Origin of the sequence: Dyadobacter diqingensis (genome assembly GCF_024220585.1) — a bacterium.
Taxonomy (GTDB): domain Bacteria; phylum Bacteroidota; class Bacteroidia; order Cytophagales; family Spirosomataceae; genus Dyadobacter; species Dyadobacter diqingensis.
This window is the reverse complement of the sequence record NZ_JAMXKF010000001.1, coordinates 1,423,155-1,444,484: the sequence shown is the minus strand read 5'-3', so window position 1 is coordinate 1,444,484 and position 21,330 is coordinate 1,423,155. Positions and strand designations below refer to the sequence as shown.

Genomic DNA, 21,330 nt, shown 5'->3' with positions numbered 1-21,330 from the left:
ACTAAATTGATCGCAAAGATAAATGTTTTATTGATATTGAGCAGTTGTAAAGAAACCCAAAGTTGTTAGCAAATAGGTGGTGATCGACGATGAGTGAGTACCGCCGGGCACTGTTACCAGCTCTACATCCGCGGCCCCCAGCTTTTTCATGGCGGTTACGGCATTGACAGAATTGAAGTAAAAAACCAGCGGGTCTTTGTCGCCATGTACCAACCGGGTTGGCGTTTTAGGTTTCCAGTTATACACATCATTGTCTCCGATGGCCGCGATAAACCCGGTATCGGTACCTGAATTGACCGCCGTTTTAAAGGAGTCGTTCAGGATGGTGTTGAAGCTGACATTAATCGGATTTTCTATCCCCAATTTATCAATCTGCGTAGCAAACGGCTCCTTGAAATAATACGTCTTGGGTTTGTTTAGCTTGTAAATTCTGTCATAAGTCAGCATTACCCACAAGTACAGCGAGTTATAAGAGGCGACATTGCTGACAGAGCTGTTGATGACATATTTCATAAAAGCAGTTTTGTCATAAGCACCGGCACCACAGCTTGATGCCTTCAGATTAAACTCGGATGAAGCTTCCTCTTCAATTTTCTTTTGCAGAGACATCGTAGCATAACCGCCTTCGGAATATCCGGCAAGGTATAATTTATCATTCCATTTTACAGCCGTTTGGGCTTTTACCAATTCCTTGGCAGCACGAAGCATGTCCAGGGTAGAGGAAGCGAGGCTGGCTCTGTGTTCATACGGGTGAGGTACATTTTTGGAAGCTCCATAACCAATGTAGTCAGGATAAACGATGATGTACCCAATGGATGCAAACAATGTCCCAAAAGAAGCAGCCTCGGAGCCTGCCTGGAAATTGGACGGCGCAGCTGCATCAGTCGTGATAGTCCCGTGCTGTACGCTGATCATGGACACAGGTGTATCCGACACGGGCATAATCACAGCGCCTGAGGCGGTAATTTCAGCACCGTCTGTGTTGGTTGTTTTGTATGTTATTTTATAAACCTTGACAGCGTTTTTTGCATAAGAAGTCAGCAAAGGGCTGATAGCGGTAGCTTCTTTTGCAATCTGCTCCTTCGTGATATCTTGCAGAAAAGTGCTTTCTTTCAGATACTTATTCTCAACAGGTTCCGGATCGACGACCTCGGTGTTGTGTGTACAGGCGGTCAGGAGCAGGAAACACCAGATGAATAACGCCCAGGTATTACGGAATAGGAGTGTAGAAATTTTCTTTTGCATATCGTTATAGGAAACAAGCCGGAATTCTGTTTCAGATAATGAAAGCCGGCTTGTTTTTTTTATAAATATAATCTGATTTTCTGATAATTATATTCTCCCCATATACCAACTTATCATACGGGCAGAGGCGTCGGGGCGCTCTACCATACCCATATGGCCAGCTTCGGCGAGGATAAACGGATAACTTTGTTTCGGATATTCCGACAAACTGATGCAGCTTTCAAAGGGAATAAGCTTATCCTGCATACCAATAATAAAGAGAACAGGGAACGGCATAGCAGCCAGAACAGCGGTGCGGTCAGGACGGTTGCGCATGGCGTTGATCCCGGTAATCAGTGCCTCTGCCGGCAATTTTCCATAACGGTCGATATGTTCTTTAATCTTGTTAGGATAGAGTTCTTTGAAACGGTCGCCGTATAAATTTGCGGCAGTGTTTTTGACGAACATTTCTGTCCCGTAGGTCCGGAGCAGGTCAATGGTCTGGTTGCGCTGGTGTTTTTTTGATTCGTCGTCGGCATAAGCCGTTGAATGAAATAAACCGAAGCCTTCCAGCATTTCGGGATACTTTTCTGCAAAAGCCAGCGCAATATAGCCACCCATGGAGTGACCTATCAACGTACATTTTTCAATGACTGCATTCGTAAGGAAACGGTGCAATTCATCCGCGTAATCTTCTACGGTCTGGCAAAAAGTAAAGAGAGAAATATTAGGTCTGACGACCGTGTAATATTCATTCAATGAGGCATCAACACTATCCCAAATCGCATCGTCAATTCCATGGCCGTGTAATAATACCAATGTTTTCCTGTGTAGATTCATAGTAATTCACTTTCAATGGTTGAGTATTTCTTTGGTTAAATATACATAAACCAAAAGTGAAATCTATTTTTTTTGGTGGGATTGGGTGTAAATAAGTGAGGTTATGTTACAAAATATAAAGTGATTTTGGATGCCATGATGACAATATCACAGAAGGTAATTGGCCTCTAGAAGTTGAATTAAAAATGCATCAGGAATATCATCTTGAGAGGATTTATCATAAACTGAAAGCAGTGTAACGGATTGGTTTGCAATTTTTACACATGTTATAACTCTGGATCCGCCTGATTTACCTTTATTTTTGGAAGTGATTGCCATTCTCACTTTATAGCAATCTTTACCTAACGGATCACCTTGGAAGGGGTTTTCTGCAAGTTTACCGATAAGAATTTGCAGATCTAAAATAATCGAAGGGTATTTTTTTGCCAGTTTTTTAAACTCGCGGTCAAAATTACTGATCGTATAAATATCGAACATTATTCCTCAAGTTCATTAAGGAGGAACTGTACAGGTCTGGCTTTGATGATACCTTTTTCGACCATTCTCATCTCTTCAAAACCTGTTTTGATATTTTTCCAGGTTTCTTTTTGAGTCTCAGTCAACCCATCCTCAATTTTTACGGGCCCCTGAACCTGAACGAAATCTAATGAATGAACAAGCTTCATAAAAAACTCAAATTGACTTTCCGGAATATTAAGCACTACTTGTTTCATGGTCTTTGAAATAAGTTTTATGGTAATTCTTGGAACAACGCGAATCCCTCTTCGCCACTATAACCGAAAAATCATTCTATTTGTTCAGCTTGGCAATCTCCTCCTCACGCAAAGCTCTTCTCAGAATTTTACCAACATTTGTTTTCGGAAGTTCGGTTCTGAACTCTATTTTTTTCGGACATTTATAGGCAGTCAGGTTTTCCTTACAGAATGCTCTGACGGTTTCTTCGGTCAGTTCAGGATCTTTTTTTACGATAAACAATTTCACCAGCTCTCCCGACTTGTCGTCAGGAATACCGACACAGGCAACTTCCAGCACACCGGGACATTGTGCAACCACATCTTCCACTTCATTCGGATAAACATTGAACCCGGAAACCAGGATCATATCTTTTTTCCGGTCGACAATTTTGAAATAGCCGTCAGCATCTTCATAACCGAGGTCGCCTGTTTTAAACCAGCGCATACCATCCTGTTCAAAAATTACCTGAGCCGTTTCGTCGGGACGGTTGAAATAACCTAGCATCACCTGAGGCCCCGAAGCACAGATTTCACCCACTTCGCCGGTGTCAGCCCAGGTACCATCTTCCCGTAAAATGCGAAGTGCTGTACTCGGCCAGGGAATACCAATGGTCCCGATCCGGTTTTCTCCAACCAGTAAATTAGATGATAAAACAGGAGACGTTTCCGATAGTCCATATCCCTCCGTTGCCGCACAACCCGTTGCTGCGAGCCATCTTTCAGCCACCACTTTTTGCAAGGCCATACCTCCGGCAGAAGTAGCCTTTAGCTGACTGAAATCCACTTCGCTGAATTTGGGATTGTTCATTAACCCATTAAACATGGTATTAACCCCGGTGAAAACATTGATCTTATATTTTTTGAGATCGGCAATAAACGCGTTCATATCACGCGGATTGGTGATCAACACATTCATTGCACCGATTTTAATACCTGAAAGTGCATTGACCGTAAGAGCATAGACATGGTAGAGCGGAAGTGCTGCTACGAAAACAGGCGCTTCCATATCTGCCATGATTGGTTTTAGCCATGCGCTGTTGGCCTCAACATTGGCGATCAGGTTGCGGTGTGTAAGTAATGCACCTTTGGAAACACCGGTAGTGCCGCCTGTATATTGAATAAAAGCGATATCGGCATTATTGACTTCCGGCTTTTCGTAAGTAAGCCCTGACCCGGCTGAAAGTGCGTTATGAAAAGAAACGGAACCCGGGATATGATAGGCAGGAACCATCTTTTTGACATACTTGACAACGGCGTTGACGATAAACTTTTTAGGGAAGCCCAGCATATCACCAATTTCGGTAATCACAACATGTTTGATATCGGTATTGGCTACAATTTTTTCGAGATGCGAGGCAAAGTTGGCCAGTATAACAATAGCCTTCACGCCCGAGTCTTTAAACTGGTGCTGCATTTCCCGAGGCGTATACAGCGGGTTGGTGTTTACCACAATAAGTCCTGCCCGCAAGGCACCAAACATGGCAACGGGGTATTGCAGTAAATTAGGCATTTGAATGGCAATCCGGTCACCTTTCCTTAGCCCCAGACTTTGCAGATAAGAGGCGAAATTCCTGGATAGCTCATCCAGTTTTCCATAGGTGAGTTCCTTTCCCATGTTGGCATATGCAGACCGGTCCTTGTATAACCTGAATCCGGTTTCGATCAGCTCAACCAGTGATGAATAGGCTTCCGGATCAATTTCGTAAGGAACGCCCGGCGTGTAATATTTTAGCCAGGGATATGTTTCTTTGGATATGGCAATCATGGGTTCGGGCTCAAATGTGGATAAAGGTGCTTTCAGGATTTTAAGTTAAGAAATCGAGACAAATTATTATTGAATCTGTCCAATTTAATTTCGGATAAAAATAATCTGCCACGATTTCGATAGCCATATTTCGTTACAGTTTTATCTTTTTAAAATTTCCCAACGCCAGAGCGGGCCTTCTTCGGAATCATGGATATCATCGGTTCTGTCAAACCCGAGTTTTTCGAGAATATGACCGGAGGCGTTTTCTTCGGCCAGTGTATGGGCAACTACTTTTAACACACCACTTTGTGTAAAAGCATGCTCCACCAATGCACGGGCAGTTTCAGTAGCCAAACCCATAGAACGATGAGTCGGTGTTATTTCATAACCGATTTCCACAGTCCCGTTGGAATCAGGCTCGCCTTTGTAACCACAGGAGCCGATCAAAATATTGCCGGGCTTATAAACAATAAGGTATACCCACCAGAGACGGAGGGGAGGATGCGCCTTCCAACGGTGGTAGGAAGGCGTAAAAGTATCACGGAATTCTGTCCATTTCTTAGGCACATTGACACCCATAACACGACCAAGCACATTGTTGCCCATACGGATCGCGTCAAAAAGGGTGTCGTCACACGGAACAATATCCAAACGAGGGCTTTGAAGCATCTTAAAGTTAAATAGTCAAATCAAAAGCCCAATTTACGAAAATCACAACGAATTGTTTTCATCGAACCGATCGGTGATCGCTTTTCGTATTGCTTGATGTGGACGCATACCCGAACTTTTGGTTCGTGTAACAGCCCTGTCAGACGCGGTTGATTTCGCTCGCAAAGCCAGATTTGAAACCGTCATATGTCCATTTCTCCAATGTTCATATTCTTCCTCACTCATGATATCACGGGTAACTTGTCCGTGTGCATAACCGTCACCAAATGACTGGATACGGCTATCCGTAAGCGTAAGTTTACGTTCCTCTTCCAGATTTTCTATTTCCGTGCGGATATCTGCTTCTTCCTGTTTTAACTCTTCCCAGGTTGGCAGCACGGCGATATCATTTTCAAGTATACTTTTCTGGGTCAGCTGCTGGGTAATAATTACCTGCAAGTCTTCCAGTTGTTTTTCGATTTTTTTTCTGCGTCTTCTCAATCTCCACAATTTGGGGTCAATCTGCAACCAACGGAGCCAAAATCCCTGCAAAACAGGCAGCGCCATGCCCAGCGAGATTGCACCCGCGATGGCAAACAAAACACCGCTTAATACGAAAGACAACAAGGCCCACGGACTGTTAACAAGATCCAGATTCATCTGATCTGAATTTTGTAATGCCTTTTCAATTTTGTTGGTAAGCTCCGGGCTGTTGATAGGTGCTCCTGTTAACGGATCAACCGCATTAAGCTGCAAACTCTTCACCGATTTGTTGATTGCTTCTTTCAGCTTATCTGTGCGGTAAGCTTCGTAACGGAACCAACCCAATACTATCAGTGTGACAATCGTGAAAATCGATAAGATCAGCTTAAAATTTGCGTAACGTGATTTTGCTTTGGGAGAATCACCTTTTTGATAAGGCTCTTCAATCAAACGATCGTAGGCCGGTTTAAGCAAAACAGATAACATCGCCAAACCAATCGCAAAAGCCCAGGCTTCGTTCGGGTTGCGGATATTTAAGGCGTACGCTACAATTTCGTGAGAAATAATAAGGTCACCGGCAATGAAGGAAATACCTGCAACCAGAAAAATCAACCCGGCAATCAGCGAATAATAAGGCGCGGAATCTTTACGCTTTTCTTTCAGTTCTTCGGTCTGCTGGTTGATATCCGAAACAGAAGAATCAAGCTCTTTAATTCTTTTAGCGCTGTGATTCACACCCATCACCTGATCCTGAAGCTTATCGTAGGACTGCTTGTGAAGCTGAATTGTTTCCTGCCTTTTATTTTTAACTGTGTCCAGTTCGGATCTCTTTTGATTAAGGCGATCCAGGACCCAGTCGTGACTTACATTGCTTGACAAATATGCTTCATAAACCTGACGGTCCAATCCTTCAAGGCCACTGGTGTAGCCATGCTGATAATCACTGTTTTGGTTTGGCTGTTGCTCGTCCATAACTTATTGATGTTTTGTAAGAATAAGAATAAAGTGCAAAAAAATTATTCCGCGCTTTTTCTGATATCCTGTAATTGTTGGTTTGTCAATTGATTTTTCATGCGTCTTGCCAGGAAAAACTCGCTTTCGAAGAGTTTAATCAACATATCGCGTTTCGCATAAATACGATCACGGTCAGTTTCTGACTGGCCTTGTTCGCGGAGAACCTGCCACTTTTTGACCCGTAATTCATCAACTTCTACCTGAAGCAGCTGTATTTCGTCTTCCCAGTTTTCCGTATTTGAAACCGATTCTTCTCTGTCCCGGCGTATGCTAAACCAGGCATGCAGATCATTCCGCAGGATAGTAACGTTGCTCAAAAGCAGCTTTCCTGCAAAGAGGAAAAGGAAAAAGACGAACACAAAAAGTGCAATGGCCTGCCAAGCACCCTGATGAGGTAACGCATTGGCAAAAACGAATAAGGCAGCGGCAAAAGGCAACCCGATTTCTTCCAGAAGAGCACGCCAGCTTACACGCGAGTCTGTATCATGGAACATGGAGATTCGGCCGAACAGGCTAAACATACCAGCGAGAAATACACCCAGGGCAATCCATGAACTTTCAGCGAAGGCAGGTTTCAGGGATTCTTTGATCAGAAAGAAATTTCCGACACACATGGCAACAGAAAGTGTTAACCCGATCAAGGTTCTCGGCAGGTGGTGCTCACCGTTGGACTTTGCTATGGTGAGACCCTTCAATTTGCTTTCGAGCTCTTCAATCCGGTTGCTTTTTTGTCCAATAAAGAGGTTTAGCTCCTGTATACGCTCATTGTGCTGCTCGATGCTGCTCAAATGTTCAGCCGCCAGATGTGAAAAATATTTATGGATGATATCTGTTTTCTCAGTCGGATCAGATTCTGATAACCCAAATAAAACGCCTTCGTCGCGCAGGGTATCTTCGTCTTCGAGCCAGTAAGGAATGACAACTTCGGTTTTGACCGGCAAAGTCTGATTTTGTTCAGGCTGAGGGTTATTGTTGTTAATTACCGCGGGGGTATTAACAGGTGTAAAAGAGGGATTTTGAGGCATGGTGTCTTTGAAGCTCGCAGAAGCTTCTATCGGTGTTTCGGGTTCGTCGTCATAGAAATTATCTTCGTCATCTTTCGAAAAACGAAGCCAATTGGAAATACGCTCAGTGAATTTGGCCATAGCTAGTCATGGTTTAGCCCGCAAGTATCCATCAAAACTGAGAAATTATCAATATTATTGTGATGACTGGTAGTTTTGTTGAGTAAATCGCTCTTAACTAGGACTTTGGGAACATTTGTTTTAGCGCAGTCCAGAGTTTCTTTTTCAAATCTCTGTCGGCTTCAATAACAGGCAGCGGATCCGTGAGCAGAAACCAGATACCTTCGACTTGTTTTGGCGTGTAGGGAGGAAGCAGCAGATCTAAGTGGAGCTTGATCAGCGGCACACCAAAAGTTATAAAATAGTTGATCCTTTTTTCCGAAAGTACGTTTCGCGCATCGGGGCCAGCGAGATAACTGAAATTAAGGATATCGGAGTTTTCAGAGGAATGGCCTACTGCCTTCAATACATTGTCCAGAAATAAAGCTTCCGAAACAAGCATTTCGCGCTGCTTAGGCTCATCAATCAGAATCAGGACTTTGTGATTTAACTTTGGGAAATCAGGAATAGATGGCGCCGCGGTCACAGGCTGAGGCGACGCAGGTACAAACGGAGGCTTCACGATCTCCGGCGTGGGTTGGGCTGCCGGCTCTTCCTTTTTTACAACAACAGTTTCAGGTATTACCGGTTTGTCGGGAACAAGTGAAATCACTTCTCCGGGGATGTGGAAAAGAACATCGTTTTGATATAAAACCTGAAAAAGTGCTGCTGAACTCATCTTTTATTTTTTTGACCGGACCTACTCAATACTCCAGATACCAAGTTTCTTCTTTTGAGCGCTGATTTCAAGATTGGCATATTCGACGCTCGTCGAGTATTTTTTGAAATGAACCGCCAGTCCTTTTTTTACCAATTCTTTATTAAGTACGGAGCCGTTCGGCAAAACTACTTCTCCCAAAAGTCTTCCGTAGCGGTCAAATTCACCGGTATGTTTGATCTGAACAATTTTATGAAAAGATTTTTCAGAAGTATACTGTTTGGCGACTTTGTAAAACGGCATCCCTTTTTCCGGCGTATTGATATGCAAAAAACGGATCCTTATCGCTTTTCCCTGGCGAAGACCAGCCTTTTTACCGTCAAAAATAAATTTCATTTCGATGGTATCGCCATCCTGGATACCTATCACTTCTGCTTTAAGCGGATTGGGCAAACTGCTGGATTTCTCTATTCCCTTATACTTGTCGGCGGAGCCTTCTTTCTGTTTCAGGGATAGTAATCCGGGTAATAGGGCAAGGGCAATCAGATAATGAACTAGTAATCTGGCTTTTGTAATTCTAAACAATCGTACGCGCATTTATTTTAAAAAGTTGAGAGGATAAAGGTACGGAATACTTCATTGCCTCCCGGTGACTCAGCTTAATTTACTTCAACTTCAAATCGTACCATTTGATATCTTTCAATGGCGCGCGGCGGGAAACGACCTGCACCGGCGCATAGTTTTTTTCAAGATAATCCAGTACCTGCTTTTCAGTTTCTCCCAGTTCCCATAAATTATGGTTGGCCTGCATCCAGCGGATTTTTTGCTTCCAGCCATCTCTGGTGAAATGATTTGCACTGATCAGTTTTGTGGAGTGACAGCCTGTGCACTGGGCTTTTACCATGTACAAATTTTCATCCACGATCAGTCCGGTTTCAGGATCCATTTTTGTCGTATCCGTGCGAACTGTGGCGTTTGCAGTGTAAGCGAATGTCTTAATCTGAGCTTTACTTTCAACTGATGTTCCCTGGCGGAATGAGCTCAATATCAGACCAAGTCCCAGAACTACGATGAGTGTTATTCTCATTTTATTTGAATTTAGTTTCTGAAATGGCTATGATATTTTTACGGCAATACGCTCGCAGGCATTGTTCAAATAACCTCCCGGATTCCATGCAGGAATAACCATGGGCTGAGACACACCTTTTTCATCGGTAGCGCGCACCCAGACTTCGTAATAACCCTTTACAGGGAATTTGATATTGGCATTCCAGTGCTGCCACGCCAGACGGTTAACAGGATTTTCGACCTTGCAGTCCTGCCACGTTGAACCAAAATCGATGGAAACTTCCACTTTTTTTACTGCATGGTCTCCCGCCCAGGCATGTCCGCGTAAAGGCAAAACTTCTCCTGACGGAATAACGGCGCCCGTTTTTGGAAAAGTGATCATGGATTTAACAGGCATGGATTCGATGATCCGGTAGTACTCGTCCGTTGTCGGAATTTCCGTTCCCGGTGCAACAGGATTTCGCGGCATTTTATAACTGTGTCCTTCCATTTTCGCACCATCATGGACCTTGTTGCGTACAGAAATGCCGCTAAGCCATTTTCCGGATACAGAAGCCGGCCAGCCGCCGATGACAAGTCTTAACGGAAAACCATGAAATTCGGGGATATCCTGACCGTTTAACTGCCATGCGATCAATGTTTCGTCTTCCATCGCTTTGGCAATCGGCACGCCTCTTGATATGGATTCCTTTTTAGGGTCCTTACTTAAGTGGATGTCTTTCCCATGATAACCGATATAAACCGCATCACTTTTTAGCCCGACATCAGCCAGAATATCTTTCAAGCGGACACCCGTCCACTGCGCGCAATGTACGGCACCTTGTCCCCACTGGTTTCCCGAAGTAGGCGGGTAATAACCCGAACGCCCGTTTCCGCCGCATTCCAGCGTCAGCTGGTAAGTATAGGATTTGAATTTCTTTTTTAAATCGGCCAGCGTATAGGTTTTAGGCGCTTTTACAGATTCTCCGTCGATGGTTAATGTCCAGTTTTTAACATCGATCGTTTCAGGGATCAAGCCATTGTTACGGATAAACATTTTGTCAACCGGGGTGATGCGGTCGTCCAGCAAATCAAGCGGCGATTCCACATTCCAGGGGCGGTCGCCCTGCACAATCATGTTGGTGTTTTTACCTTTCAGAGCGTCTTTTTCTCCAAAGGCAAGAGGCATATATTTTCTTGGCAGTTTATCGGCAAAAACAATGTCAGTTCCCAGCGTTGCAGCCAGTGCCGCGAGGCTGGTTTTTTTTAGAAAACCACGTCTGTCAAAATGCGATTTCATAGAATCAGGTTAAGCTTAGTAGGTAATGATAACGTTAGGGTTTAAAGAAACCTTGCTTGTCAAAGCGGTTAATGATCCAAACTTACTGAATTTACTCCGCTCATTGATGCCATTTAAACAAGAAAAAGGTTATCCTACCTAAGGATAACCTTTTAAGCTTTTCATGAATTATAGCGTGTAACACTGACTTTGAACTTCACTATCACTTAATCGTGCATGTATATGTTCAACAGGAAGGAGTTATTCTATATTCATCAAATGCATTAATTCTTAAAGAAACAGACCTGCAATTGCTAAAACCTGCTCTTTTGTCAATGGTTCGTCGAACGCTTCTGTAATAGCCGCATCCGATTTCCCAGCTAGTCCGGTAAGATCAACACCACCCTGTACTTTGTTATCGTCGCCTGCGTACACAGCTTCCGGTGCACCTGCTTTGCCTGTAATCCATGATTTGATTTCAGGTTTGCCGGTAGCAGCACCCAGTAATTTACGAACGATAGAGGCGTGTCTTGCTTCAACAGAGTGCACTTGCAATGCATACTGAAGCAAATCAGGATCTCCCATCAGGCCGCCGGCTTGTCCTTTGTAAGCTCTGACGCCTGTGTCTTCTAATGCATGTGAAACGGTAAGGAAAGTATTATAATTAGTGAAAACGGTTGCGAAAGCACCTTTTCCAGTAAAGTCAAATGTTGGTTTGGCAACTGCTTTTGCTCCCAGAGCACCTTTTAGAAAGGCAACGTGTTGTGTTTCGTGTTTACCAATTTGCGTAAAGATCGTTTTATCGCTGGCAGGGATAAGGCCTGCGGCCGCATTTCCTTTTTGATAAAATTCGTCTTCAAGATATTCAAGCGTAAGTGCAAAGTTTAAGATATCAATCGCACCGGCTGACTGCGCATACGCTTTGTTGACAACGGAAGCAAAAACTGTTGGCACTGCTACGGCAGCAAGCTTACTTCCAATTCTGTTCATAAAATGACGGCGTGTTGCATGTTCCAAACGGTCCACTGCGTCACCATCTATTTTTTGAATCTCATCTATTATTTTGAAAATATTCATATCGGTCAAAAGTTGAAATCTGTTGGAAAATTATTTAGGTAAATTGGCACCGCTGATCTTTGTTTTAAGATAGGGCTGAACTGCCGCCAAAATTGTTGCCGAAGGAATTGCCTTGTCCAAGCCATTAGGATCGATTTGTGTATCGCTTGCAAAATCAGCAGTTTTAGGCGTGATCAGATCACTGATCGCAGCAGCGTGACGTGCTTCTACCGAAACAATCTTTCCGGCTAATGTCAGATATGTTGCGTTTTTGATGAATTTACCTGCGCCATTGTAAGCGGCTACTCCGGTGTCTTCGAATAATTTCGCAGCCCCAAGTACTTTGGCGCGGTTTGTGAAATCAATAGAAGAAAAATCAACTTCGAGTGCGGGAATAATCTGTGTTGGTGCGGCTGCTGTCAATGCTGCCTTGAAGAAATCTCTGTGGATAACTTCGTGGTCACGGATATCGGTAAGGATTGCTGTTTCGGCTGCGGTGATGCCCATGTAAGGCGTTTTTACAACTTGTTCGTAAAACGCTGCTTCCAGTTGTTCCAGTGCGTAGGCATAGTTAAGGATACCAACATCATCTTTGCCCAGGTCAACAGTTGTTGTTGGTGGCGTCACCATATCGTCGTCGTCATCTTTACATGCGCCAAGAGCAAGCGTACCAACCGCTGTTGCAACACCCGCCGAGCGTAAGAAGAGCCGTCTGTTCAGAACCGATTCCTGACCTCCCTTGGTATCGGAGTCTTTTTGTGAATTTTTATTATTGATCATAGCAATTAAAGGTTACGATTTTCCTTTCGCCCGTCGAAAAGATTATTTGAAAAACCTACGACCATACCTTTGCTTTAGATCAATGTTTGGAAAAAAACTTCTGATTTATTTGCTATTCCGTATGTTTCTGTGATAGTTGATTTGGTAACATTTATATACAAAAATGCCCCGGAGATATCTCCGGGGCATTTTTGTATATAAAAAACAATGTTTTTACTAAACTATTGTTTAATGATCTTATGCGTAATCACTGTTCCGTTTGTACGTACCACCTGCACTACGTACAGACCAGCCGAAAGATTTTGAACGTTGATTTCAGCACTTGGTGCAGCAGCAGATTTGTAAACAGTTTTACCGCTTGCATCGTAGATCTGAATGTTTTTAACCTTGCTGAAATCGCCGGCAGTTATTACCAGTTTCTCTGCAACAGGGTTTGGATGGAATGATGCAGTCAGGCCTTCGAAAGTCAACGACTCAATGCGGCTGTAAGCAAATGTTCCATCACGGTCGATCATTTTCAGGCGATACAGGTTTTCACCGTCCAAAGGTTCTGAATCTGTGAAGTTATAGCTTTGCAGTGATGAGCTCTCGCCATTTGATTTTCTCGTACCGATCATACCCCATGATTTACCATTCTGACTGCGCTGGATTTCGAAGTGGTCGCTGTTCGTTTCCGCAGTTGTTGACCATTTAAGCAAAGCAGTCTGGCCTTCTTTTGCAGTAGAGAAAGAAGTAAGTGTTACAGGCAGAGGATTGTCAACAACAATTGTGAAGTTGGCTTGTGTAACATTGTTCTCAGCATCGGTTGCTTTTGCAGTAAATGTGATGTTACCAGTGGCAGTTGGCGTGCCGCTAAGAACACCCGTCGGCGATAACGTAAAGGTTGCCGGCAATTCCAGAACAGCACTTAATCTTGCTCCTCCTGAGCTTGGTGGCACGATCTCGTAAACGTAAGGAGGTACACCACCCGAAGCGCCCAAACCTGTTGGCAACGACTGAGAATAAGGAGTTCCTTTTACAGCTGTCGGGAAAGCTCCACCCGTGATTGCAAGGTTTGTGATAATTGTCAGCGAGAAGGCATGCGTGCCTGCATCGATCGGGCTGGCTGGTACAGTAATGTCAGTAATTTTTACTGAGAAGTTGAATGGGCCGGATTGTGCAGGTGTTCCTTCCAAAACGCCGGTTGTTTCATTTAACGTTATTCCGTTTGGTAAAGCTCCACTCACAATTTCATATTTAAGCGTACGACCTGCACTGGCAGCTACCGGACTCCCAGATGCGTAAGCGCTGGAAAGATTTCCATTAGGCAAGGTTGACAGACTTAATGGAAGCACGGTAATATTGACAGGTATCTTGGCTGAAATGTTGGTACAGCCAGGGCGTTGCGCAGCCGCATTGTAGACGTATGAACCTGCGGTAGCAATGGATGTTACAGGCAGATTAACTGGTGAGGCCGCTGCCGGCGCCAGAGCTGTTTCGCTGTCACCTTCATACCATAAGATGTTATTGCCAGCTGAGACTGCGCCAATTGTAGGCAAAGTTTGTCCCGCATAAACCGTCACACTATTGTTGGCTTGAAGAGGAAGTGACGAAGATAAAGTAGGGGCAGCAGCTGAAAGTTGTACATCAAAAAGTCTGACTGCATCACTAATGACACCAAGGCTAACAAGACCTCCGTTAAGCACCACCTCAACTCTGTCGAACTCAACACCTGGCTTAAATGTGGTGTTCACAGTTTTGAAACCGTTTACTGCTATAATATCTGCAAGGTTAAGTCCCAGTAAGCTTCCCTCAACGGTTTGGTCAGTTCCGACGTGTACGGAGCCTTTATACGCTTTAAAAGTAATCCCTCCACCCAGAACGTTTAAACTTAAAAGTCCGGTTGACAGCGACAACTTAATTGTTGCCCCGTCTGATGCAGCTGCGGTATGATCAAAATAAATATTTTGTGAAACTGTTGAAGCTACACCTGCGCTGGCTACCCCTGATGAAAAAGAGGAATAGGTTGCAGGATCGGTATCAATTGCTCCAACCGGGTTATTCACGATTTGGTTGAGTGTTACCAGTTTTAGCGCAGATGCATTAAGGGTAACCAAACCATCGATGTTTCCCTCGTCAGTAAAGGCCGGACGGTTGCTGCATAAAGCTCCTTCCGTAGCATAGGTAAAAGCATTAAAAACTGTTGCCGCTGTGGTGTTGGTTACGTTAACACCCAATAAGTCAGATGGAATTCTTACTTTAAGTCTGACAGAATTGTAGGCATCGGTTGATGATGGCGTAACGGCAGCATGCCATACTCCGGCCGGATCTACCAGTAATTTTGTCTCAAAAGTACCAGCCAACTTTGTTCCGGGATTTTGGTTTCCGTTGCCAGTCAAACTGTATGCACCGGCATCCTTATAAATTTCTCCAACCAATGGATTGTTATCGCCCAGGGATAGTAATCCTCCAACTGGAATGGCAAGTCCGGAACCGGTTGGTTTTGCACCAAGCTTGATAAAGGACGTTGTTTTTGCTGCGATTGGGTTGGTTCCAGGAAAGCGGAACTGAATGTATGCGTCTCCGCCCGCAAGTGTCAATAGGTCAATACCCCCTAAGCTAACTCCTACAAGTCTACTGGCAGTAACAGTTGCCGGAGTTACAGTTGAAGAATTTAAAATGCCGTTACCATAGAAAAAACGGAAAGTTTCGAATATTCCTACCCCTGTGGTGTGTGAGAGTACAGGAGACGATATTCCCGACGAACCCGGGGAATAACCTAGTCCCAATACATTACCTACATTTTCTCTTCCACCGGTGATGTTCCCAGTTGCGTAAGTCTTGGTTTGTGCATGTGATATTGCAGAGGAAAGCATCATACCCAAACTCAGTCCGGCCGTGAGCCAATAACTATGTCTATTTAAAGGTTGTCGAATAAAAATCTTCATGGGTAACAAATTTTATAGTGAGAAATATTTAGTAAAAAATGCAATACAAACTGGAATTAAAGGCAATACTCTCCCGATCTTGATTTGAATATTTTTTCAAACCTGCGGGCAATTGGATAATGTTTTAAAGCAGCTAAATCTTAAACGAGGCTATTTTGGTGGTGAACAACATTGGAAATATGAACACGACAGGAACTGATTCCCTAGTTGTTTGTCATATTTTCCCCTTCCGGCGGGTGGAGGGAAAAGTTGTGATGTGTTAATCATAAATGGTAATATTATGGTGAGAAATATATGGACTAAGTTGGTTCTGATTTTTACATCAGTGGAAAAACATAAGAAAATTCAAAGCGATAGTTCCTCAACTTTTTGGAAGCTGAATACTGCTTGAATTTGTTGCGGATGCCGTAACGGAATTGCTACGGACCAGACTAATAGGCCGAAGAAATAATAATACTGTAATCGGCAATTTTCTGTGGGTAAGGTATTAACGAGTCCGAAAATGCGCTCTAAACTTTATTTATAGCCGTCTTTCGTAGTTTATTCTGTATGGTATAATGTGTAAAAATATTCATGCTGTAATGATTTAATGTCTACAATATAAAAATAAGTCTGCGGTGGTTGTGCAGATATAATGATTATCGCTACCATAAACATAGTAAAATTTCTACAATTAATAACAAGTAGTTACACAATTTTATCTGAAAATTTTACCCGGATTTAAATAAACTTATTAAACGGTATTGTCAGGATGCCAGAAGGTGTTTTGGGCTCTGTTCGATGAGAATCAATTTGAACAATCAGCAGTGGATCGTTTTTATGGAGAGGTAGATTTTAAAGAATTGAAATCGATAAAATAAAGAAAAGCCGAAAAGATATCTCCGTTCAGCTTTTCTTTGAAACTAAAAAATAAGAATTTATATAACGTTGAGTAAAGGTTCTTCTATAACTTTTCAAGAATTAAGGGTAATATTTTCAAGCAGAATGTCTTTAACAATTACCTGAGTCTATGTTTTGGTAGAAAAATTTATTAAGTAATATTTATTCTACAACAAATCGATTAATAACTTCGGTGTAAATATATAAATTTTTTAGAATTATATAATTAGTAAGTAGAAAAAATAAAAATTAATTTTCGATATAGTTTTAGCATACCTGCCTGAAATTCAGAATGATTATTGGCCCTTTGTCTCAAAGGAAGAAGATAATTCCGAAACGAAGTGTAGTTAAATTCAGCAAATTGTTAGAATTTGTCAGAACAATGTTGCTTGTAATCATTTGATTTGTAATGGTTTAGTTTTTAACTTTTTGCAGGCATCTTTTTTGTAAGATACCTTATTGTTTACAACATAAAGTAGTGGCCGTAAATAACTTAATATCAACAAGATCATGAAAAGACTAATCATATCAGCCATAGCGTTAACGTTAGTTTCGTTCGTTTCTGCGGAGGCTAGTACTTCAAAAATTTCATCATTTGTAGAATTTGTAGTACAAGACAAAGTGTCGGTGCGACCGGAGGATTTACCGCAGCCGATAAAGACAACACTTGCCAGCGATGTTTATGCGGGGTGGGATATTACCGAAGCTTTTATAATTACGAAGGAGGATAAAACACAGTATTTTGAGATATCGCTGAAAAAGGGGAGCGAAACAACCAAAATTAATCTTGATAAAGACGGTAGAAAGGTAGAATAGAAGAGAATAAATCAATTAACGCCAAAAAGCCGGAGATTTCTCCGGCTTTTTGGCGTTAATTTTTGCAATTTTACATTCTGGTAAATCGTTAATTAAAGAATATTTTTAATCACTAATTTATATTGCCCATATGGCTCATTTGCTGCTTGTTGAAGACGATACTACATTTTCCAAACTACTGAGTAATTTCCTTGGTAAACATGGGCATGAAGTACAGGTCTGTTCAACAATTGCCGGTGCAAAAGAAGCTATTCGTACGAAAGCTGGCGCACCAGATGATTACGCAGTACTTATGCTGGATTATCGTCTTCCGGATGGAAATTCTCTCGATCTTTTAAAATTATTGCGCGAAGAAGGAAATCGCACGCCTGCACTGATCATGACCAGTTTTAATGATATTAGAACGGCTGTGAACGCAATGCAAAGCGGTGCTTTTGACTATATTACAAAACCGGTTAACCCCGAGGAGTTGCTGATGGTGTTGAAAGAGGCCCTGAACAGAAAAACAGCGGTTTCTGTGAAAACTACAAAAAAACCGGAAAAACAATCCCTGGAATTTATTGAAGGCAGTAGTAAAATATCCAAACAACTTTATGAATATGTAAGGCTGGTAGCTCCTACGGATATGTCGGTGATTATTCAGGGAGAAAGCGGAACGGGGAAAGAACACGTTGCAAAGTCTATTCACAGATTAAGCAAGCGTAGTGATGGTCCTTTTGTGGCGATTGACTGCGGGTCATTATCCAAAGATCTTGCCGCGAGCGAGCTTTTCGGACATAAAAAAGGTGCTTTTACAGGCGCTTTGTCAGATAAGATCGGGCAGTTTGAAGCCGCGGATGGAGGAACTCTGTTTCTGGATGAGATAGGAAACCTGGGATATGATGTGCAGATTAAGTTGCTGCGCGCCTTGCAGGAAAGAATCGTAGTTCCGATTGGCAGCACACAGCCCGTGAAAGTGGATGTGAGGCTGATCGCGGCGACCAACGAAGATCTTTTAACGATATCGTCGAGCGGGGATTTCAGGGAGGATTTATACCACCGTTTGAACGAATTCAAGATCCAGGTTCCGGCACTTCGTGAAAGGGGAGAGGACCTTGGTGTTTTTATACAGCACTTTATTGATAAGGCAAATCAGGAACTCGACAAAAATGTGCAGCAGCTTTCGAAAGAGGTTATGGACATTTTCCTAAAATACGACTGGCCGGGCAATCTCCGTGAATTGAATAACGTGATCAAAAGGCTGGTTTTGCTTTCAAAAGAAGAAACAGCCGATTTGAAAGCATTACCTCAGGAAATGATCACGACCATGGAAACGGTTGCTGCCAAACCTGTTGCAGGAGGATCTGACCTGAAACTGTTGCAGGAAACGCATGAAAAGGAGATGATCGAAAAGGTATTGCAGGATGTGCGTTACAACAAGAGTAAGGCGGCAAAACTTCTCAATATCGATCGCAAAACGCTTTATTACAAAATTGAAAAGTATCAGATCGAGTAAGACAGAATTTTTCCTTCGATATGATCAATAAGGGAGTCTGCCTGCGATATGGCAGATTCCAATTCTTCTCTGGAAATACTTTCCGGATCTTCACGCAGTGAAACTTCAAATCTCCTGAACCTTGCCGACAGCGCTGACGCACCGATTTGTCCGATTCGGCCGGATAACTTATGCGCAACTTCGGGTATATTTTCCTGGTTGTCGGTAATGTCCTGTCTTAGACGATCGAGATCATGACGGGTGTCTTTAACAAATTGTTCGAGTATTTCTTTCAGCAGTGCTTCATCGCCAAAAGTCATTTGTTGGAGCGAACTAAGGTCTGGCTCGTCTGATGGGACGGAGGTTTGCAATGTTTTTTCGGCAACCGGCAGGTTATCGGAAGTGGATTGCAGCAGGTCCAGTAATTCATAGGAGTGAAAAGGTTTCATCAGAATCCCGTCAAACCCCATTTCCATTAATTTCACCTGTTCTTCGGGCAATGCCTGGGCAGTTAAAACATAGATCTTCACAAAGGCCGGAACCGTTTTCCGAAGGCGTTTGCACAACTCGCCTCCATTCATGCCCGGCATCCGCATATCCGTCAGTACTACGGTAACCTGATCGTCCCACTCCGTGCTCAAAACCTCTTCGGCTGAGGAGAAACTATGATGCGGAATATCATGGGAGGCTAAAATAGATGCACACCATTTCAGGATAAAGGCGTCGTCATCAACCAGCCATACCTTGCCTTTTATGTTATATTGTTTGTCTTTTAATTCATCAGGCTGGTTTAACGGAGCTTCTGATTTTTCAAAATTGACATCCACTTTAAAAGTCGTTCCTTTGTCGAGCTCGCTGGATACTGTAATGTTGCCACCCATGCCATCGACCAGCGCTTTCACGATGCTTAAACCCAGGCCACTGCCTCCGAAACGGCGTGCAATGGAGGGATCTGCCTGTTCAAACTGATTAAAAACCCGGTGCATTTGCTCATTGGAAAGCCCGATTCCCGTATCTTTTATTTCAAATTGTACCCGAATTGCATTGCCTTTGGTAACACCGCTTGTACGAAGGACAACCTCCCCGCTTTCTGTAAATTTGATGGCGTTGGTCAGCAGGTTGTATAAAATCTGTCGCAGACGAAAGGGGTCTCCTTTGAGATATAAATCCGGATTTAAACTGTTTTCAAGTGTCAGCACCAGCAACTTGGATGAGGCGGTTGGGCGCAGCATTTTCACAACTTCCACCAGCAATGGTGTTATTGCAAAAGTTCGCTCTTCAAACGTGAACTGGTCGGAGATAATCCGGCTGTAATCCAATACCTCATTGACAAGATAAAGTAAATGTTCAGAAGCGGAATGAAGCGTTTCCAGATCTTCCTTTTTTGGCTTTTCATCCTTTTTCAAAGCTTCCGTATACCCGATAATGGATTGCAGCGGCGTACGGATCTCATGGCTCATGTTTGATAAAAAACGCTGTTTTGCCATGCTGTGGTATTCTGCTTCCTCCTTTGCTTCTTCGAGTTCGTAGCGGTACTTATTGCTTTTTGTAATATCTGTAAAAATAAAATAGGCGAGTAAGGCAGTCAGGAAGAAAAACCCGATCATGACATATTCGATCCGGTTTATACTTTTTCCTACCATATTCTGGGCCTGCAAACCATCCGTACTTACCTGACGCACGACTTCCCCCTGAACTTCCTGCATAACACCTCTGAGCTGTCCCACAAGCGCGTTGCCGGCGTTGGTCAGTTCCTGTTCGCGGTTCACAAACTTATCGGTCCGCATCCGCTGAGATTTTTCAATAGCCTGAACGGCTACGCCCACTTTTTCGATGACACTGTCTTCCCGTGCAACGGAAAGGGTGTCAATGTGTGAGGTAATCTCTTCTTTTCTGACAATTTTGGGTGTTGGTATAACTACGGGAGCTTTATTCTTTTTAGAGCCAAAAACACGGTTGAAAAATCCTTTTTTCTCACCTGTCGGCACCGCTGAATCGGGTGTTTCGGTATAAACGGTTGTGGTGGTGGTTCTTCTTTCCGTCGTGATGATGGTACTATCCGGCTTGGCTTTCTTTTTGGTCGTGATCAATCCGGATATGGAATGCACTTCATCAGAAAGGGCTTTATTATTGACCAGTTTCGAGCGGACCTGCACATAATCGCTGTAAATACTGTCGCGCGCCATAAGCAGGATTTTCATCGAGTCAATCCTGCTTACCTGTAATTTACTGTCGCGGCAGAAAAAACTGAGCGTGTCGAGGGTCGTTTGCAGCTGCGCCGACTGGTAGAAAAACTGCTGTTTAATGGAATCCTGTTTTTCCGGAGATGGACGTGCATTCTGCAACTGGTCCAACTGAAGAATATCCTTGAAAACTTTATTTACGATCCTGAGCTTCTCGCTCGGTGTGGAAAGTTCTTCCAGTTTGTCCAGCATATTCTCAAAAGCCACCTTACTGATCACCCACGAAGAAGCCAGGGCAACAAAAGCGACCAGAAACCCCAGCAGCACTTTGCCTTTGACAGACTTTGAAATGGAACGGTTACGTAAAGATGACATATT

At 43.2% G+C, this 21,330-nt stretch carries 18 protein-coding genes; 2 read left to right on the top strand and 16 right to left on the bottom strand.

What is annotated here, in order from left to right:
- Positions 1-27: 27 nt before the first annotated feature.
- From M1L62_RS05695 to M1L62_RS05625, 15 genes are all read right to left on the bottom strand, one after another.
- Positions 28-1,245: an alpha/beta hydrolase family protein gene (locus tag M1L62_RS05695; protein ID WP_254412037.1), complete on the bottom strand. Its 1,218-nt coding sequence runs from the start codon at positions 1,243-1,245 to the stop codon at positions 28-30.
- A gap of 87 nt (positions 1,246-1,332) precedes the next feature.
- Positions 1,333-2,064 carry an alpha/beta fold hydrolase gene (locus M1L62_RS05690; RefSeq protein ID WP_254412036.1) on the bottom strand — a complete coding sequence of 244 codons (732 nt, stop codon included), beginning with the start codon at positions 2,062-2,064 and terminating at the stop codon, positions 1,333-1,335.
- Positions 2,065-2,211: 147 nt separating this feature from the next.
- Positions 2,212-2,541 (bottom strand): type II toxin-antitoxin system RelE family toxin, encoded by a 330-nt coding sequence (locus tag M1L62_RS05685; RefSeq protein WP_254412035.1) that lies wholly within the window; start codon positions 2,539-2,541, stop codon positions 2,212-2,214.
- Positions 2,541-2,777, bottom strand: coding sequence for a hypothetical protein (locus tag M1L62_RS05680; protein ID WP_254412034.1), 237 nt, complete (start codon positions 2,775-2,777; stop codon positions 2,541-2,543). Before M1L62_RS05680 ends, M1L62_RS05685 begins: the two co-directional genes overlap by 1 nt.
- A gap of 76 nt (positions 2,778-2,853) precedes the next feature.
- Complete coding sequence (locus M1L62_RS05675) at positions 2,854-4,563, bottom strand: AMP-binding protein (protein ID WP_254412033.1); 1,710 nt, start codon at positions 4,561-4,563, stop codon at positions 2,854-2,856.
- A gap of 141 nt (positions 4,564-4,704) precedes the next feature.
- A complete protein-coding gene (locus M1L62_RS05670) occupies positions 4,705-5,214 on the bottom strand; it encodes a GNAT family N-acetyltransferase (protein WP_254412032.1) in 510 nt (169 codons plus the stop codon).
- 42 nt (positions 5,215-5,256) lie between these two features.
- Positions 5,257-6,648, bottom strand: a complete 1,392-nt coding sequence (locus tag M1L62_RS05665; protein ID WP_254412031.1) for a hypothetical protein — start codon at positions 6,646-6,648, stop codon at positions 5,257-5,259.
- Positions 6,649-6,692: 44 nt separating this feature from the next.
- Positions 6,693-7,835: a hypothetical protein gene (locus M1L62_RS05660; protein WP_254412030.1), complete on the bottom strand. Its 1,143-nt coding sequence runs from the start codon at positions 7,833-7,835 to the stop codon at positions 6,693-6,695.
- Between the two features lie 97 nt (positions 7,836-7,932).
- Positions 7,933-8,532 carry a hypothetical protein gene (locus tag M1L62_RS05655; RefSeq protein ID WP_254412029.1) on the bottom strand — a complete coding sequence of 200 codons (600 nt, stop codon included), beginning with the start codon at positions 8,530-8,532 and terminating at the stop codon, positions 7,933-7,935.
- Positions 8,533-8,553: 21 nt separating this feature from the next.
- A complete protein-coding gene (locus M1L62_RS05650; protein WP_254412028.1) occupies positions 8,554-9,108 on the bottom strand; it encodes a thermonuclease family protein in 555 nt (184 codons plus the stop codon).
- A gap of 67 nt (positions 9,109-9,175) precedes the next feature.
- The gene (locus M1L62_RS05645) at positions 9,176-9,598 is read right to left on the bottom strand and encodes a hypothetical protein (RefSeq protein WP_254412027.1); all 423 of its coding nucleotides are present in this window, start codon (positions 9,596-9,598) and stop codon (positions 9,176-9,178) included.
- Positions 9,599-9,625: 27 nt separating this feature from the next.
- Positions 9,626-10,858: a sulfite oxidase gene (locus M1L62_RS05640; RefSeq protein WP_254412026.1), complete on the bottom strand. Its 1,233-nt coding sequence runs from the start codon at positions 10,856-10,858 to the stop codon at positions 9,626-9,628.
- A 270-nt stretch (positions 10,859-11,128) separates the two neighbouring features.
- Entirely contained in the window at positions 11,129-11,914 is a 786-nt protein-coding gene (locus tag M1L62_RS05635) for a ferritin-like domain-containing protein (RefSeq protein WP_254412025.1), read from the bottom strand.
- 30 nt (positions 11,915-11,944) lie between these two features.
- Complete coding sequence (locus tag M1L62_RS05630; protein ID WP_254412024.1) at positions 11,945-12,673, bottom strand: ferritin-like domain-containing protein; 729 nt, start codon at positions 12,671-12,673, stop codon at positions 11,945-11,947.
- Between the two features lie 221 nt (positions 12,674-12,894).
- Positions 12,895-15,600 (bottom strand): putative Ig domain-containing protein, encoded by a 2,706-nt coding sequence (locus tag M1L62_RS05625; protein WP_254412023.1) that lies wholly within the window; start codon positions 15,598-15,600, stop codon positions 12,895-12,897.
- Between the two features lie 1,389 nt (positions 15,601-16,989).
- Here M1L62_RS05625 and M1L62_RS05620 point away from each other — a divergent pair.
- Both M1L62_RS05620 and M1L62_RS05615 read left to right on the top strand, forming a co-directional pair.
- A complete protein-coding gene (locus M1L62_RS05620) occupies positions 16,990-17,295 on the top strand; it encodes a hypothetical protein (RefSeq protein ID WP_254412022.1) in 306 nt (101 codons plus the stop codon).
- A gap of 130 nt (positions 17,296-17,425) precedes the next feature.
- On the top strand, positions 17,426-18,790 hold the full coding sequence (locus tag M1L62_RS05615; protein ID WP_254412021.1) for a sigma-54-dependent transcriptional regulator: 1,365 nt from the start codon (positions 17,426-17,428) through the stop codon (positions 18,788-18,790).
- Here M1L62_RS05615 and M1L62_RS05610 read toward each other — a convergent pair.
- Complete coding sequence (locus M1L62_RS05610; protein WP_254412020.1) at positions 18,778-21,327, bottom strand: hybrid sensor histidine kinase/response regulator; 2,550 nt, start codon at positions 21,325-21,327, stop codon at positions 18,778-18,780. The two genes, M1L62_RS05615 and M1L62_RS05610, sit on opposite strands and share 13 nt — an antisense overlap.
- Positions 21,328-21,330 lie beyond the last annotated feature (3 nt).

What these genes read in the sequence shown, in the direction of transcription:
- M1L62_RS05695 (WP_254412037.1), bottom strand. Translation starts at nt 1,245, where the DNA reads ATGCAAAAGAAAATTTCTACACTCCTATTCCGTAATACCTGGGCGTTA.
- M1L62_RS05690 (WP_254412036.1), bottom strand. Translation starts at nt 2,064, where the DNA reads ATGAATCTACACAGGAAAACATTGGTATTATTACACGGCCATGGAATT.
- M1L62_RS05685 (WP_254412035.1), bottom strand. Translation starts at nt 2,541, where the DNA reads ATGTTCGATATTTATACGATCAGTAATTTTGACCGCGAGTTTAAAAAA.
- M1L62_RS05680 (WP_254412034.1), bottom strand. Translation starts at nt 2,777, where the DNA reads ATGAAACAAGTAGTGCTTAATATTCCGGAAAGTCAATTTGAGTTTTTT.
- M1L62_RS05675 (WP_254412033.1), bottom strand. Translation starts at nt 4,563, where the DNA reads ATGATTGCCATATCCAAAGAAACATATCCCTGGCTAAAATATTACACG.
- M1L62_RS05670 (WP_254412032.1), bottom strand. Translation starts at nt 5,214, where the DNA reads ATGCTTCAAAGCCCTCGTTTGGATATTGTTCCGTGTGACGACACCCTT.
- M1L62_RS05665 (WP_254412031.1), bottom strand. Translation starts at nt 6,648, where the DNA reads ATGGACGAGCAACAGCCAAACCAAAACAGTGATTATCAGCATGGCTAC.
- M1L62_RS05660 (WP_254412030.1), bottom strand. Translation starts at nt 7,835, where the DNA reads ATGGCCAAATTCACTGAGCGTATTTCCAATTGGCTTCGTTTTTCGAAA.
- M1L62_RS05655 (WP_254412029.1), bottom strand. Translation starts at nt 8,532, where the DNA reads ATGAGTTCAGCAGCACTTTTTCAGGTTTTATATCAAAACGATGTTCTT.
- M1L62_RS05650 (WP_254412028.1), bottom strand. Translation starts at nt 9,108, where the DNA reads ATGCGCGTACGATTGTTTAGAATTACAAAAGCCAGATTACTAGTTCAT.
- M1L62_RS05645 (WP_254412027.1), bottom strand. Translation starts at nt 9,598, where the DNA reads ATGAGAATAACACTCATCGTAGTTCTGGGACTTGGTCTGATATTGAGC.
- M1L62_RS05640 (WP_254412026.1), bottom strand. Translation starts at nt 10,858, where the DNA reads ATGAAATCGCATTTTGACAGACGTGGTTTTCTAAAAAAAACCAGCCTC.
- M1L62_RS05635 (WP_254412025.1), bottom strand. Translation starts at nt 11,914, where the DNA reads ATGAATATTTTCAAAATAATAGATGAGATTCAAAAAATAGATGGTGAC.
- M1L62_RS05630 (WP_254412024.1), bottom strand. Translation starts at nt 12,673, where the DNA reads ATGATCAATAATAAAAATTCACAAAAAGACTCCGATACCAAGGGAGGT.
- M1L62_RS05625 (WP_254412023.1), bottom strand. Translation starts at nt 15,600, where the DNA reads ATGAAGATTTTTATTCGACAACCTTTAAATAGACATAGTTATTGGCTC.
- M1L62_RS05620 (WP_254412022.1), top strand. Translation starts at nt 16,990, where the DNA reads ATGAAAAGACTAATCATATCAGCCATAGCGTTAACGTTAGTTTCGTTC.
- M1L62_RS05615 (WP_254412021.1), top strand. Translation starts at nt 17,426, where the DNA reads ATGGCTCATTTGCTGCTTGTTGAAGACGATACTACATTTTCCAAACTA.
- M1L62_RS05610 (WP_254412020.1), bottom strand. Translation starts at nt 21,327, where the DNA reads ATGTCATCTTTACGTAACCGTTCCATTTCAAAGTCTGTCAAAGGCAAA.